This window comes from Roseovarius spongiae (assembly GCF_003651245.1).
In the GTDB taxonomy this organism is placed as follows: domain Bacteria; phylum Pseudomonadota; class Alphaproteobacteria; order Rhodobacterales; family Rhodobacteraceae; genus Roseovarius; species Roseovarius spongiae.
In genome coordinates, this window is the sequence record NZ_RAPE01000005.1 from 74,983 (window position 1) to 88,054 (window position 13,072).

Sequence of the window (13,072 nt, forward strand, 5' to 3'; positions counted from 1 at the left end):
TGTCTGTCGCGCCAAGCTGGGCTTTACTCCGGCCATGTCCAGGGAATTCTCACGCCGCGCCTTTCTGACCACCGCGCTTGCGGGATTCGCCGTCGCCGCAGAGGCCGGCGCGCCCGCGGTTTCGCTACGCCCGCAATTGCGCCCCGCCGGCCTGCGCAACGCCGCCGCGCGCCCCCCGAGCGCGCCCGATCCGCAGGACCTGATCGATGCGGCCCGGCTCGGCGGCCGGGTCGGCTATGCCGTCATCGACGAGAAGACCGGCGCGCTGCTCGAGACGCGCAACGCCACCGTGGGATTTCCGCCGGCGAGCGTCACCAAGATGGTGACCACGCTCTATGCGCTTGACGCACTGGGGCCGGACTACCGGTTCCGCACGCGGCTGATCGCCACCGGCCCGGTCAGGGACGGCGCCATCGACGGCGACCTGGTGCTCGCCGGGGGGGGCGATCCCGTGCTCGATACCGATGCGCTGGCGGACATGGCCGCGGACCTCAAGAAGGCCGGCGTTCACGGCGTCACCGGCGATTTTCGCGTCTACAGCGGCGCGCTGCCCTATGTGCGCGTCATCGACGAGGGCCAGCCCGACCATGTCGGTTACAACCCGTCGCTGTCCGGCATCAACCTGAACTTCAACCGCGTGCATTTCCAATGGGTGCGCGAGGACAACGGTTATACCGTCGACATGGACGCCCGCTCGGCCAAGTATCGCCCCGAGGTGCGGGTGGCGCGGATGAGCATCGCGAACCGCGCCGCGCCGGTCTATACCTATCGCAACGCGGGCGACCACGACGAATGGACCGTCGCCAGGTCGGCATTGGGCAAGAGCGGTTCCCGCTGGCTTCCGGTGCGGCATCCGGCCAGCTACGCCGGCGAGGTGTTCGCAACCTTCGCGCGCGCGCACGGGATCAGGCTCGACCCGCCCAAGGTGCAAAGCACACCGCCCGAAGGCAAGGCGCTGGTCACCCACGAAAGCATCGCCCTGCACGACATCCTGCGCGGCATGCTGAAATACTCCAACAACCTGACCGCCGAACTGGTCGGCATGACCGCAACGGTCGCGCGGCGCGGCAAGGTCGGCTCTCTCGCGGCGTCGGGGCGCGAGATGTCGGCCTGGGCGCAGAGCGAACTGGGCATGAGGGGCGCGAAGCTGGTCGATCACTCGGGCCTTGGCGCGGGCTCGCGGCTGAGCGCCGAGGCGCTGGCGCGGGCAATGGCGCGGGTGGACCGCGCGCGGGGGCTCGCTCCGCTGCTCAAACCGTTCAAGATGCGCGACGCGAACGGGCGCATCGACCGAAACCACCCGATCGAGGTGCTGGCCAAGACCGGAACGCTCTACTTCGTCAGCACGCTTTCGGGCTACGCGACCGGCCCCGGCGGGCGGCGGCTGGCTTTCGCGATCCTGACCGGCAACGAGGCGCAACGCGAGGCGCTGAATGGCGAGGTGTCGGACCGCCCGCCCGGCGCGGCGGCGTGGAACAGGCGATCAAAGCGGCTGCAACAACAGCTGATCGAACGCTGGGACGCGGTCTACGGAGGATAACACGCTTTCGTACTCGGCCCCGGGGACATCGACGAGCCCGCGGATCTCGCGCGGAGCGCACCAGCGCGCGCCGAGCGCCCGATCCCGCTTGCGCCGGCCAAGGCGATCCGCTAATCCAGCGTGACCACCACCCGGCGGCGAGTTGGCGGAGTGGTTACGCAGCGGATTGCAAATCCGTGTACACCGGTTCGATTCCGGTACTCGCCTCCAATCTTTTTAGTAGCTTAGTGGGCTGGTGGCTTGCCGCATCGGGCGCTGCTGCGCAGCCCGCCACTCTTTCACGACCCGTTTTGTTTTTTCCTCGTCGCAACCAGATCAGATCTTCGGAAGCAGGGTTTTGGAGCGCCATGCCGGACGACCCGGTCTGACCGGATCGGATTCGAATGCGTTATCGAGGCAAGATCGCCAGGTCCGAGCGCGCGAAGTTGCTCATGGCCGAAAAATCTACTCGAATCGTGTCACTGAAATGCAGGCTAGAGAAGTTTATCGGGACGACGCTTAGGTTTGGAAAGCCCCGGAGACCTCTCTATATAGAACAGTTCGGCTTTCGAGAGACAGCAATCAGGCTGTCCGTTGCAGAACCTCTGCGGCGCTCGTCGGATCCGGGCTATCGAACCGATGAACCCGCCTTTCTTTCAAGGCGTTTGCGAAAGCTTCAACGTCAAAAGGTGGGATGGTGGAGCCTAGGGGGATCGAACCCCTGACCTCTTGCATGCCATGCAAGCGCTCTCCCAGCTGAGCTAAGGCCCCTTTTGTCCGGGCGGCGTCGCCCGGTCGCCGCTAGTTAGGCAAAGGCGCCGGCGGGTTCAAGCGAAAAATCCCGCCGCGCGCCCGCTCAGCTGTCGTCGTCCTCCGACGCAACGTCGGCCAGTTCGTCGAGCGAGACATCCGCATCGTCGTCATCATCCTCGAGCACGTCGTCGCCGAGGTCGACATTGACGTCTTCATCGTCGTCGTCGATGACCTTGTCGGCGTCCTTTTCCTTCATCTTCTTGGTCTCGGCGTCCTCGGCGTCTGCCTTGATCGAGCGCGACTTGCCTTTCTCCAGCTCCACCACCTCGCCGGTGTAGGGGCTGACGATCGGGTCCTGGTTCAGGTCGTAAAAGCGTTTGCCGGTCGTTGGGCACAGGCGCTTGACGCCCCATTCTTCCTTGGGCATGGGTGATCCCCTCTGAGTCTGACATACCTTGCGGGCGATCCGCGTCCCCTGCCATAACGGGCAGGAGGTGTCAAAGGCTTTGCGTCCCTTGCGCGCGGTTCCGTTTCAGGAGGTCATATGGGCCAGCATATCCTTCCCGGCAACCCCCCGATCCCGCTTGTCCTGCGTCGCTCCGCACGGGCGCGGCGGATTTCGCTGCGCGTCTCGGCGCTGGACGGGCGGGTGACGCTGACGCTGCCGCGGGGTTTGCCCGAGCGCGAGGCGCTCGATTTCGCGCGCTCCAAGCAGGGCTGGCTCGAATCGCAGCTCGAGCGGCAGGAGCCCGAGGTTGTCGTATCCTTAGGCGCGCAGCTTCCGGTCGAGGGCCGGATGCTGACGCTGGCGCCGGGCAATGGGCGGCGCGTGCTGGCGGAGGGCAGCCGCCTGCTGGTGCCGGGCAACGCGGAGGCGGCGGGCGCGCGGGTGCGGGCGTGGCTCAGGACGCTGGCGCGCGAACGGCTGGCGGAGGCGTCGGACCGCCACGCCGACGCGCTGGGGCGCGACTATGACCGGATTACGCTGCGCGACACGCGTTCGCGCTGGGGGTCGTGCACGGCGGATGGCGGGCTGATGTATTCCTGGCGGCTGATCCTCGCCCCGCCCGAAGTGCTTGACTACGTCGCCGCGCACGAGGTTGCGCATCTGCGGCACATGGATCATTCGCCCGCCTTCTGGGGAGCGGTGGAACGCCTGATGCCCGGATATGCCGAGCCGAGGAAATGGCTGCGCGTCAATGGCGCAGGACTGCACAGGTATCGCTTTGACTGACGCCGGGCGGTTTCAGTTGACCGCCGCGCGATTTGTGATCACACACCCGTCATGCTGCTGAACCCGCGCCCCGACCCCAGTCCCGCCGCCCATGACCGCGTCTATCGCGGGCTGCGCACCCGCGTCATGCATGGCGAGATCGCGCCGGGACAGGCGCTGACCCTGCGCGGGATCGGGCGCGAATTCGGCGTCTCCATGACGCCCGCGCGCGAGGCGCTGCGCCGCCTGGTGGCCGAAGGGGCGCTCACGCTCAGCAGTTCCGGCCGGGTCTCCACGCCCGAGCTCAGTGACGACCGGATCGAGGAACTGGCCGCCCTGCGCGCGCTGCTCGAGGTCGAACTGGCGAGCCGCGCGCTGCCCCGCGCGCATATCGCGCTGATCGACCGGCTGACCGCCATCAACGCCGGCATCGCCGATGAAATCGCGCGGCAGGACGCCGTGGGGTATATCCGGCGCAACCTCGAATTTCACCGCACGCTCTACCTGCGCGCGCAGGCGCCGGCGATACTGGCGATGGCCGAAACCGTATGGCTGCAGCTGGGGCCGACGATGCGCGCGCTCTACGGCCGCCTGCGCCGGCAGGATCCGCCGCATTTCCATCGCCTGATCATCGCCGCACTGAAAGCGGGGGACGAACCGGGGCTGCGGCTCGCCGTGCGTTCGGATGTGACGCAGGGCTTGCGGATGCTGACGGGCTGATACGCCGCGCTCCGGCGCCGTTCAGGCCGCGAGTCCGGTCGTGCCGAGGTCGAGATATTTCTGCCGTCGCTCCTGGATCAGCGTCTTGCCGTCCTTGCCGGTCAGATCGTCGAGCATCGTCAGGATCGCTTTCCCGACAGAATCGATCGTCACGTCCGGGTCGCGGTGCGCGCCGCCCAGCGGCTCTTCGATGATGCGGTCGGCGACGCCGAGCTTGCGCAGGTCCTGCGCGGTCAGGCGCAGCGCCTCGGCGGCCTCGCGCATCTTCTCGGAATCTTTCCACAGGATCGACGCGCAGCCTTCGGGAGAGATGACGGAATAGACCGAATGTTCCAGCATCGCGACCCGGTTCGCGGTGGCGAAGGCCACCGCCCCGCCCGATCCGCCCTCGCCGATGATGACCGAAACCAGCGGCACGCCGATCGACAGGCAGGCCTCGGTCGAACGCGCGATCGCCTCGGACTGGCCGCGCTCCTCGGCGCCCTTGCCGGGATAGGCGCCGGGGGTGTCCACCAGCGTGATCACCGGCAGGCCGAACTTGCCGGCCATCTCCATCAGGCGGATCGCCTTGCGGTAGCCTTCGGGGCGGGCCATGCCGAAATTGCGCTCGATCCGGGACTTGGTGTCGTTGCCCTTCTCGTGGCCGATCACCATGACGGGGCGGTCGTCGATGCGCGCCAGCCCGCCCATCACCGCGTGATCGTCGGCAAAGTTCCGGTCCCCCGCCAGCGGCGTGTATTCGGTGAACAGCCCCTTGATGTAATCCTTGCAATGGGGCCGCTCGGGGTGGCGCGCGACCTGGCATTTGCGCCACGGCGTGAGATCCTTGTAGAGATCGCGCAGCATGTTGGCGGCCTTCTTGTCGAGCGCGCCGGCCTCGTCCTCGACATCCACGCCCTCGCCCGCGCGGGCCATCGCGCGCAACTCTTCGGCCTTGCCCTCGATCTCGGCGAGCGGCTTTTCGAAGTCGAGGTAGTTGGTCATCGCGAACTCCGTGGCAAACGTCCGCGATATATGCCTATCGCGCAGAGCAAATGCAATCGCTCAGCCACCGAGCGCCGCGCGCAATGCAAGTTCCGGCGAAGTCAGCACCGGCACGCCGATCCCGTCCAGAAACTTCGCCGCATCGGACATCGACGCCTGCGCCAGCACGATGCTGCCGAGATCACGAATGTTCGCGGCCTCCTGCGCGACCGCTTCGGCTATGCGGATATGGAACCCGCTGGTGTTTCCCGCCTCGAACAGCGGCCATGCTCCTTCGATCATCAGGGGGCGTGCGACTGCGCCGCTCCCGGCCGAGGATATCGCGGATCCTAGCAGCGCCAGGCTGGGCTCTCGTGTCGCGTGCAGGCAATAGGCCATGAGTATGGTTCCGCCGCCCTGCGCCGCCGCCTGCATCATCGGCGCGTCGACGCGCAGCGCGCCGGTCTTCGCCGCCGCCGGGCCGAGGGTGGTGCAACTGCACAAGACCCGCCCGGGCGCATCCGCGACAGCGCGCGCGATCTCGTCCTCCAGCGCGACGTCGACGCCGTTTCGCGCGCGGGCCAGCCAGTCGGGGCGAACCAGATGCGACATCTTCGCCCCCGGCGCGATCCTGTCACGCAGCGCGTTGAACGTGGCGCGGTGCGTTTCGGCAGTGTGCAAGAGCGTAAGCGTCATACCGGCCCGGGAGAGGACCACAGCACCGGGATCAGCGACGCCACCAACAGCGCGGCCATCGTCCAGTTGAACGCCCGCAGCCGGGCGCGGGTGGCCAGCCACCGGCGTATCTGCTGGCCCAGCGCGGTCCAGCTCGTGGTGCTGATCGTCGCCACCGCGCAATAGGCGGCCGCGATCCAGAGCAGCCCGGCAAAGTCCCGCCCGCCCGCGTAGAGCGTGATCGCCGAAAGCGCCATGAACCACGCCTTGGGGTTGACCCACTGGAACGCGACAGCCTGAAGGAAGGTCAGCGGCGTGCCCGCCTGCGCCTGCGCGCCCGCCTCGGGCGGCGGGGCGGCGTTGGCGATCTTCCAGGCGAGCCAAAAGAGGTAAAGCACGCTCACCACCGTGAGGATGTCCTGCACGACGGGCCACAGATCGAAAATGCGCATCACGCCAAGGCCCACCAGGATCACCAGCACCGGCATCCCGAGCCCCACGCCCAGCATGTGCGGTACGGTGCGGCGGAACCCGAAATTCGCCCCCGACGCCAGCAGCATCAGGTTGTTGGGGCCGGGCGTGATGACGCCCACGAAACAGAAGGCGACCAGCGCCGGGAGGATTTCCAGTGACATGCGGGCACATTCCTACAACCCGGAGCGCGATGGAAACACCTTTTGCGATCTCTCCGCGAATTTTCACGCCGGTCTCGCGCGGCGCCCAAGGCGCTTGCGCCTTGCCGCTTTCCCATCGGCGCGGTGCAGGATATGCGGGGGCGCATGGAAACGATGCCGCAACTCTATGACCGCCTCGTCGACGAGGGCAGGCTGACCCGCGATCCGGCGCAGGAGGCCGTGATGCCCGAATTCGAGCGCATCCGCGCCGCGCTCGCCGCCCCCGCGCGCAAGGGATGGTTTCGCAAGCCGCCCGAGCCGCCCAAGGGGCTTTACCTCTGGGGCGGCGTCGGGCGTGGCAAGTCCATGCTGATGGACCTTTTCGTCGACTCCATCGACGCGCCCCGCCGCCGGGTGCATTTCCACGCCTTCATGCAGGAAATCCACGCCGGCATGCACGCCGCGCGCCAGGCCGGACGAGAGGACGCGCTGGCCCCGGTGGCCGAAAAGGTCACGCAGGAGGTGCGCCTGCTCGCCTTCGACGAGATGCAGATCACCGACATCACCGACGCGATGATCGTGGGCCGTCTCTTCGAGGCGCTCTTCGCGGCAGGTGTCGTGGTGGTGTGCACGTCGAACCGCGTGCCGGAAGACCTCTACAAGGACGGCCTGAACCGGCAACTCTTCCTGCCCTTCATCGATCTCATCCGCGACCGCATGGTCGTGCATGAGCTGGCCTCGCCTACCGATTACCGGCAGGACCTGATCGCGGGCAGCCAGACCTATTTCACCCCCGTCAACGCCGAGAGCCGCGCGGCGATCAACGCGATCTGGCAGGACCTGACCGGCGGCGAGGCCGCGCCGCACACGCTCATCGTGCAAAAACGCGCGGTCGAGATCCCGGCCTTTCACAACGGGGTGGCGCGCGCCTCGTTCTACGATCTCTGCGGCAGGCCGCTCGGCCCTGCCGACTACCTCGCGCTCGCCGACGCCGCGCGGGTGCTGGTGCTCGACGACATCCCGCAGCTCGGGCGGTCCAACTTCAACGAGGCCAAACGCTTCGTGACCCTGATCGACGCGCTCTACGAGGCGCGCGTGCAACTGATCTGCTCGGCCGCGGCGCCGCCCGAGTATCTCTATGTCGAGGGCGAGGGCAGTTTCGAATTCGACCGCACCGCCAGTCGCCTGCGCGAGATGCAGTCCGAGGACTGGGCGACGGGGTGACGCGCGGCAGGACGCCGCCCCCCTTTTCACCCCGTCCCCCGAGGTTATATAGAGTCGTCAAACCATCGACCCCGAGACTTCATGCACCGACACCCGCATATCCAGTCCAGACCATCGGATGACGACGACACGTCCGTCGTCGTCGCGACGCGCCCGAAAACCAAGCGGCCGCCGCTTTACAAGGTGCTGTTGCTCAATGACGATTACACGCCGATGGAATTCGTGGTCGCCGTGCTCGAACGGTTCTTCGGGATGACCCATTCACAGGCCTTCGACATCATGCTCACCGTGCACAAGAAGGGCGTGGCGGTCGTCGGCGTCTTCAGCCACGAGATCGCCGAGACCAAGGTGGCGCAGGTGATGGATTTCGCCCGTCGGCACCAGCATCCGCTGCAATGCACGATGGAACGGGAATAGGTCCGGCGTGACGCATCCCCGGCTGTCCCTGGCGCTTTCGGGCGGGTTGGACCTGCCCGAAACGGGCCGAATCGCCGTGCTCGCGCCGCGCGCCGGCGCCGGGCTCGACCCGCTGCCGCGCGCGCGCTGCCATGTCATCACCGGATTCGCCCCGGACTACGCGCATTTCATCGCATTGGGTTACGACTGCGCGACCGCCCCCGAGGGCGATTACGCCGCGGCGATGGTCTTCCTCCCCCGCGCGCGAGCCGAAGCGCGCGCGTTGATCGCCGAGGCCGCCGCGCTGACGGACGGGCCGGTGATCGTCGACGGGGCCAAGACGGACGGCATCGAATCGGCCCTGAAGGAGTTGCGCCGGCACGTTGCGGTCAACGGCCCGATCAGCAAGGCGCATGGCAAGCTGTTCTGGTTCGCGGGCGGCGCCGACCTTGGGGGGTGGCTGCCCGACGCGCCCGTGCGGATCGAAGGGCGGTTCACCACCGCGCCGGGCGTCTTTTCCGCCGACGGGATCGACCTCGCCTCGCGCTACCTGGTCGAACATTTGCCATCGGAAATGGGCGGGCATGTCATCGATCTCGGGGCCGGCTGGGGGTATCTCTCGGCGCGCGCGCTCGAACGCGACCGGATCGCGCGGATCGACCTGGTCGAGGCGAGCCACGCCGCGCTCGAATGCGCGCGGATCAACGTGCGCGACGACCGCGCGCATTTCCACTGGGCCGACGCGCGCGAGTGGGAACCGGACGCCGCCGCCGACGCCGTCATCATGAACCCGCCCTTTCACACCGGGCGCAGCGCCGATCCCGATCTCGGGCGCGCCTTCATCAAGGCCGCCGCCGGAATGCTGAAACCCGCCGGGCAGCTCTGGATGGTGGCCAACCGGCACCTTCCATACGAGCGCACGCTGGCCGGGCTGTTCGGCGAGGTGGTCGAGGTCGCGGGCGACACGCGGTTCAAGGTTCTCAACGCCCGCCGGCCCGCTCGCCAACGGCGTTGAAACGCATTAGCCTGCTCCACGCGGAATCAGCCAGAGGATCTGTCCGATGTCATTCTCCATTTCCGGCAAGACGGCCATCGTCACCGGCGGCGCCAACGGAATCGGCCTCGCCATCGGGCGGCATTTTGCCGACAAGGGCGCGAACGTCATGTTCGCCGACATGGACGAGGAACGGCTGGTCGCCGAACTGGGCGAACGCAGCGACGACGATGCCGTGCGCTATTTCGCGGGGGATTTGCGGGAAAAGCTGACGCTCGCAAACCTGCTGTCGGCCACGATCGACGCCTTCGACCGGATCGACATCCTGGTCAACGCTTCGCGCCAGGTGCTTGTCTCTGACCCGCTCAACCCCGACGACGACGGGGTCGCGACCCTGATCGAGCAGAACCTGATGACGTCGCTGCGCCTCAGCAAGCTGGTGGCGCGGCGGATGATCAAGCAGGCCGAGGGCCAGGAAGAGGGCAGCGCTGGATCGATCGTCAACCTGTCGTCCATCGCCGGGCAGCGCACGCATCCCGACCTGCTGGCCTACTCGGTCTCGACCGCGGCGGTGGACCAGCTGACACGCTCCTTCGCCGTGACGCTGGCGCCGCACCGCATCCGCGTGAACGCGCTCGCCTTCGGGTCGGTGATGAGCGCGTCGCTCAAGAAGACGCTCAAGGAAAACAGCGAGTTCCGCGCCGATATCGAGGCGCACACGCCGCTGGGCCGCGTCGCCTCTCCGTGGGAGTTGGCCGAGGCGGCGCAATACCTCGCCAGCGATAGCGCGGCCTTCATGACCGGTCAAATCCTGACCGTGGACGGCGGACGCTCGTTGTTCGACCCGGTCGCGGCGCCCGCGCATTAGCGCCCGCTCATCCGCCCGGCCGGGTGTCTTCGCATCGAAAGGGAAACCCCGTGGATTTCACCGAGGAAAAGCAGCGCGCAGCCAACTGGTTCCGCGCGCTGCGTGACGAGATCGTTAGCGCCTTCGAGGGGCTGGAGGACAGCCATTCCGAGGGCCCCCTGTCGGACGCCGCGCCGGGGCGTTTCGAGGTGACCGAGACGCGCCGCGCCTCCGAGGACGGCAGCGACGCGGGCGGCGGGCTGATGAGCGTGATGCGCGGCGGGCGCGTCTTCGAGAAGGTCGGCGTCAACGTCTCCGAGGTTCACGGCGAGTTGGGCGAGTCCGCGCAGCGCGCGATGGCCGCGCGCGGCGTGCCGGGGATGGAGAGCGACCCGCGCTTCTGGGCCAGCGGCATCAGCCTTGTCGCGCACATGCAGAACCCGCATTGCCCCGCCGTTCACATGAACACGCGCATGTTCTGGACGCCGCACGCCTGGTGGTTCGGGGGTGGTTCCGACCTCAACCCCTGCATCGAGTACGCCGGGGACACGGCGCATTTCCACGCCGTCCAGCAACAGTATCTCGACCCGCACGGGACGGACATCTACCCCGCGCTCAAGACCTGGGCGGACGAATATTTCTACATCCCCCACCGCGGGCGGGCGCGCGGGGTGGGGGGCATCTTCATGGATGATCGCAACAGCGGCGATTGGGCGGCGGATTTCGCGCTGACACAGGATATCGGGCGCGCCTTCCTGCCCGCGTTTCGACCACTGGTCGAGAAACGGCGCGTGCAAGCCTGGTCCGACGCCGACAAGGACGCACAGTTGATCCATCGCGGGCTCTATGCGGAATATAACCTCGTCTACGACCGCGGGACGAAGTTCGGCCTCGCGACCGGGCATGACGCGAACGCGGTGCTGATGTCGCTGCCGCCGATGGCCAAGTGGGTCTGAGCCCCGCCGTCATTCCCCCATCTCGAGATCGACCCAGACCATGCGGTGCCGGCTGGCGGCGGCGGCAATCGCGCCTTCCGGCGTATCCCGAGGCGGCCAGTGGACGCCCGACGCGACGACGCGCCAGCCCCGCGAGGGCAGCACGTAACTGACCCGAAGCGCGCCCGGCCCCGGCGCGGGCCAGTCCACGGTATCGAGCCGGGCATCGGTCCGGTGATCGGGCTGCACGGGCGCGGCCCCCGCACGAATCGGACGCGGATCGCTCACGCGCGGATCGGCCAGCAGCGCGCGGATGCCGTCCTTCAGCCCCTCGCCATCCTGCGGGTCCTGGTTGGCGCTGCCCAGCAGCACGAACCGCCCCTCGGGCGGCGGGCCGAACGCCCCGTCGAGGTAGAGCCGCCAGAACCGCAGCTGGTCGCGGTTGCGCAGCCCGTTGCGGTCCTCGGGTCCGTCGAAGACCGGCGCAGTCGCGTGAAAGGCGAGCAGGTCGAACCGCCCCGCCGGATGCGCCACCGGCACCACCCATTGCGCGACGTTCGCCAGGCGCAGCGCCGCCTGCGCGCCCTCGGACGGGAACGGCGCGTCATCCTTTTGGGGCAGGGTCGCGCCGGGCAGGTCGCGCCAGAGCAGATCGCTGAAATCCCGCGCCGCGCCCGGGTCGAGCGGAACGCGCGACAGGATCGCCATTCCGCCCTGCCCGGCGAAGCGCCCGAAACCCTGCGCATCCTCGGGCTCGCCCAGCCGGCCGTCCCCGTCCATGTCGTGCCCGGTCTGCCAGCCGGTATTGGGCCGGCGCGCAAAGCGATGGGGATAGGCCCGCCCCGCCGCCGCCAGCACCCCGGCCAGCGCGTCGAGCGTACGCGACTCCATGTCGTAATCGACGCCTTGTAGCAGAAGGATGTCCGGGGCGACGGCGCCCACCACCTTGGCGAGCGCCGCGACCTGTTCATCCTTGCCGCGCAGGATGTCGCGCAGCAGGAGTCCCGGCCCGTCGCGTTCCAGGTCGGCATTGAACGTGGCGATCCGCAGGCTGTCCGCGCGCGCCAGGCCCGCCAGCAGCAGCGCCGCGAAAACGGTCGCGATCAGACGGTCTGCAATCCGTCCCTGGCGTCCGCGTCGGCGGCGCGCGCATAGGCGCGGCGCCGCTTCGCCGTGATCAGCTCGGCGATCCGGTTCACCGCGATGCCGCGCATGATCATGCTTGCGGGAACGAAGGCCCATGCGCAGGTCACCCAAATCAACGTCTGCGGCCCGATCATGCCGAACTGGTCGAACACCTTCGACGCGAACAGCACGACCGCCGGCAACAGGAATGGCATGAGGAAGCCTAACGAAATGTTAACGCTGGCCTCGCGGTTCAGCTTTTCCACCACGTCGCCCCCGCCGGTCGGGTCGAACAGCGGCAGGTTGAGCCAGACGTTGAACGCCCCGCGCCGCACCGGCCAGCCCCAGAGGCGCACCAGCGCCGCGAAACACACGATCATGAGCAGCGACATGCCATAGCACACACCGGCATAGATCCGCAGCAGCTCGGTCGTCTGCGGGTCGGCCTGCGCGGGCAGGAGATAGAGCACCAGCCGAACCGGCGAATACGGGAAATCGAGCGTCTGCCCGATGCTCTGCCCCACCCGCATGAGCAGCATGCTCCAGTTTCCCGGATCGTCGAGGTGGCGGGTGACGACCGACATCATCACGATCGTGACCGCCACAAAGCCGAACTTGAGCCGGTTGTAGGGCGGCGCGAAGCGGAATTCGATGATGCTCGGGCAGCGGCCCTGGTATTCGAAGAACACGAGAAGCGCGGCGAGAAGGGCGAAGATCACGACCATCTGGGAAGTGTCGGACGCAACCGATGGCAGCACCAGCGACGGAAACGCCAGCAGCATGGCCGCCATGAAAGCGCGCAGAATCGCGCCCGAGAACTGTGTAATCACTGCCCGATCCCTTCAACTTGGCCTGTCGCGATACGATGCCGCGACCTTGTCCCAACTTGATCCCGCGTTTGCCGCGGTTTGCCTCAATTCGGTCTCATTCTTGCCTTGATTGGTTTCAAGGCTCAAGGAGTTGATGGTGTGGCGGGCGTGTCAAAGCGGTTTTGCCTGCGCAACTGATGCGCGAATACATCAATGCGCGTGTGCGTCCGATGCAGGAAAATGGGCGAACACAACATGTTGGTAATCACATTTAAACCATCACAA

14 protein-coding genes and 2 tRNA genes are annotated in these 13,072 nt (G+C 67.5%); 9 read left to right on the top strand and 7 right to left on the bottom strand.

The window, feature by feature from the left end; genetic code table 11:
* Positions 1-34 precede the first annotated feature (34 nt).
* A complete protein-coding gene (dacB, locus tag D6850_RS15515) occupies positions 35-1,540 on the top strand; it encodes a D-alanyl-D-alanine carboxypeptidase/D-alanyl-D-alanine endopeptidase (protein ID WP_121168527.1) in 1,506 nt (501 codons plus the stop codon).
* A gap of 136 nt (positions 1,541-1,676) precedes the next feature.
* Positions 1,677-1,750, top strand: a tRNA-Cys gene (locus D6850_RS15520).
* A gap of 464 nt (positions 1,751-2,214) precedes the next feature.
* Here D6850_RS15520 and D6850_RS15525 read toward each other — a convergent pair.
* Positions 2,215-2,290 (bottom strand) — tRNA-Ala (locus tag D6850_RS15525).
* Positions 2,291-2,375: 85 nt separating this feature from the next.
* The gene (locus D6850_RS15530; protein WP_121168528.1) at positions 2,376-2,699 is read right to left on the bottom strand and encodes a TIGR02300 family protein; all 324 of its coding nucleotides are present in this window, start codon (positions 2,697-2,699) and stop codon (positions 2,376-2,378) included.
* A 117-nt stretch (positions 2,700-2,816) separates the two neighbouring features.
* Here D6850_RS15530 and D6850_RS15535 point away from each other — a divergent pair, with 117 nt between their 5' ends.
* Together D6850_RS15535 and D6850_RS15540 are read left to right on the top strand one after the other, a co-directional pair.
* Complete coding sequence (locus tag D6850_RS15535; RefSeq protein WP_121168529.1) at positions 2,817-3,506, top strand: M48 family metallopeptidase; 690 nt, start codon at positions 2,817-2,819, stop codon at positions 3,504-3,506.
* Between the two features lie 51 nt (positions 3,507-3,557).
* Complete coding sequence (locus D6850_RS15540) at positions 3,558-4,205, top strand: GntR family transcriptional regulator (protein WP_121168530.1); 648 nt, start codon at positions 3,558-3,560, stop codon at positions 4,203-4,205.
* 21 nt (positions 4,206-4,226) lie between these two features.
* Here D6850_RS15540 and D6850_RS15545 read toward each other — a convergent pair whose 3' ends face one another.
* Genes D6850_RS15545 through D6850_RS15555 form a run of 3 tightly spaced genes read right to left on the bottom strand, consistent with a single transcriptional unit; the run spans position 4,227 to position 6,478 of the window.
* Positions 4,227-5,189: an acetyl-CoA carboxylase carboxyltransferase subunit alpha gene (locus tag D6850_RS15545; RefSeq protein WP_121168531.1), complete on the bottom strand. Its 963-nt coding sequence runs from the start codon at positions 5,187-5,189 to the stop codon at positions 4,227-4,229.
* A gap of 60 nt (positions 5,190-5,249) precedes the next feature.
* On the bottom strand, positions 5,250-5,864 hold the full coding sequence (locus D6850_RS15550) for a hypothetical protein (RefSeq protein WP_121168532.1): 615 nt from the start codon (positions 5,862-5,864) through the stop codon (positions 5,250-5,252).
* The gene (locus D6850_RS15555) at positions 5,861-6,478 is read right to left on the bottom strand and encodes a LysE family translocator (protein ID WP_121168533.1); all 618 of its coding nucleotides are present in this window, start codon (positions 6,476-6,478) and stop codon (positions 5,861-5,863) included. Before D6850_RS15555 ends, D6850_RS15550 begins: the two co-directional genes overlap by 4 nt.
* Before the next feature lie 144 nt (positions 6,479-6,622).
* Here D6850_RS15555 and zapE point away from each other — a divergent pair, with 144 nt between their 5' ends.
* The 5 genes from zapE (at position 6,623) to hemF (ending at position 10,874) form a co-directional block, all read left to right on the top strand.
* Positions 6,623-7,681 carry a cell division protein ZapE gene (zapE, locus tag D6850_RS15560; RefSeq protein ID WP_121168534.1) on the top strand — a complete coding sequence of 353 codons (1,059 nt, stop codon included), beginning with the start codon at positions 6,623-6,625 and terminating at the stop codon, positions 7,679-7,681.
* An 81-nt stretch (positions 7,682-7,762) separates the two neighbouring features.
* Positions 7,763-8,098, top strand: coding sequence for an ATP-dependent Clp protease adapter ClpS (clpS, locus tag D6850_RS15565; protein ID WP_121168535.1), 336 nt, complete (start codon positions 7,763-7,765; stop codon positions 8,096-8,098).
* Positions 8,099-8,105: 7 nt separating this feature from the next.
* The gene (locus tag D6850_RS15570) at positions 8,106-9,092 is read left to right on the top strand and encodes a class I SAM-dependent methyltransferase (protein WP_121168536.1); all 987 of its coding nucleotides are present in this window, start codon (positions 8,106-8,108) and stop codon (positions 9,090-9,092) included.
* A gap of 46 nt (positions 9,093-9,138) precedes the next feature.
* Positions 9,139-9,939 carry an SDR family NAD(P)-dependent oxidoreductase gene (locus D6850_RS15575; protein WP_121168537.1) on the top strand — a complete coding sequence of 267 codons (801 nt, stop codon included), beginning with the start codon at positions 9,139-9,141 and terminating at the stop codon, positions 9,937-9,939.
* A 50-nt stretch (positions 9,940-9,989) separates the two neighbouring features.
* Positions 9,990-10,874 carry an oxygen-dependent coproporphyrinogen oxidase gene (hemF, locus tag D6850_RS15580; protein WP_121168538.1) on the top strand — a complete coding sequence of 295 codons (885 nt, stop codon included), beginning with the start codon at positions 9,990-9,992 and terminating at the stop codon, positions 10,872-10,874.
* Positions 10,875-10,883: 9 nt separating this feature from the next.
* Here hemF and D6850_RS15585 read toward each other — a convergent pair whose 3' ends face one another.
* Positions 10,884-11,972 carry an endonuclease/exonuclease/phosphatase family protein gene (locus D6850_RS15585; RefSeq protein ID WP_245964222.1) on the bottom strand — a complete coding sequence of 363 codons (1,089 nt, stop codon included), beginning with the start codon at positions 11,970-11,972 and terminating at the stop codon, positions 10,884-10,886.
* The gene (locus D6850_RS15590; RefSeq protein ID WP_245964211.1) at positions 11,957-12,808 is read right to left on the bottom strand and encodes a hypothetical protein; all 852 of its coding nucleotides are present in this window, start codon (positions 12,806-12,808) and stop codon (positions 11,957-11,959) included. Before D6850_RS15590 ends, D6850_RS15585 begins: the two co-directional genes overlap by 16 nt.
* Positions 12,809-13,072: the final 264 nt, after the last annotated feature.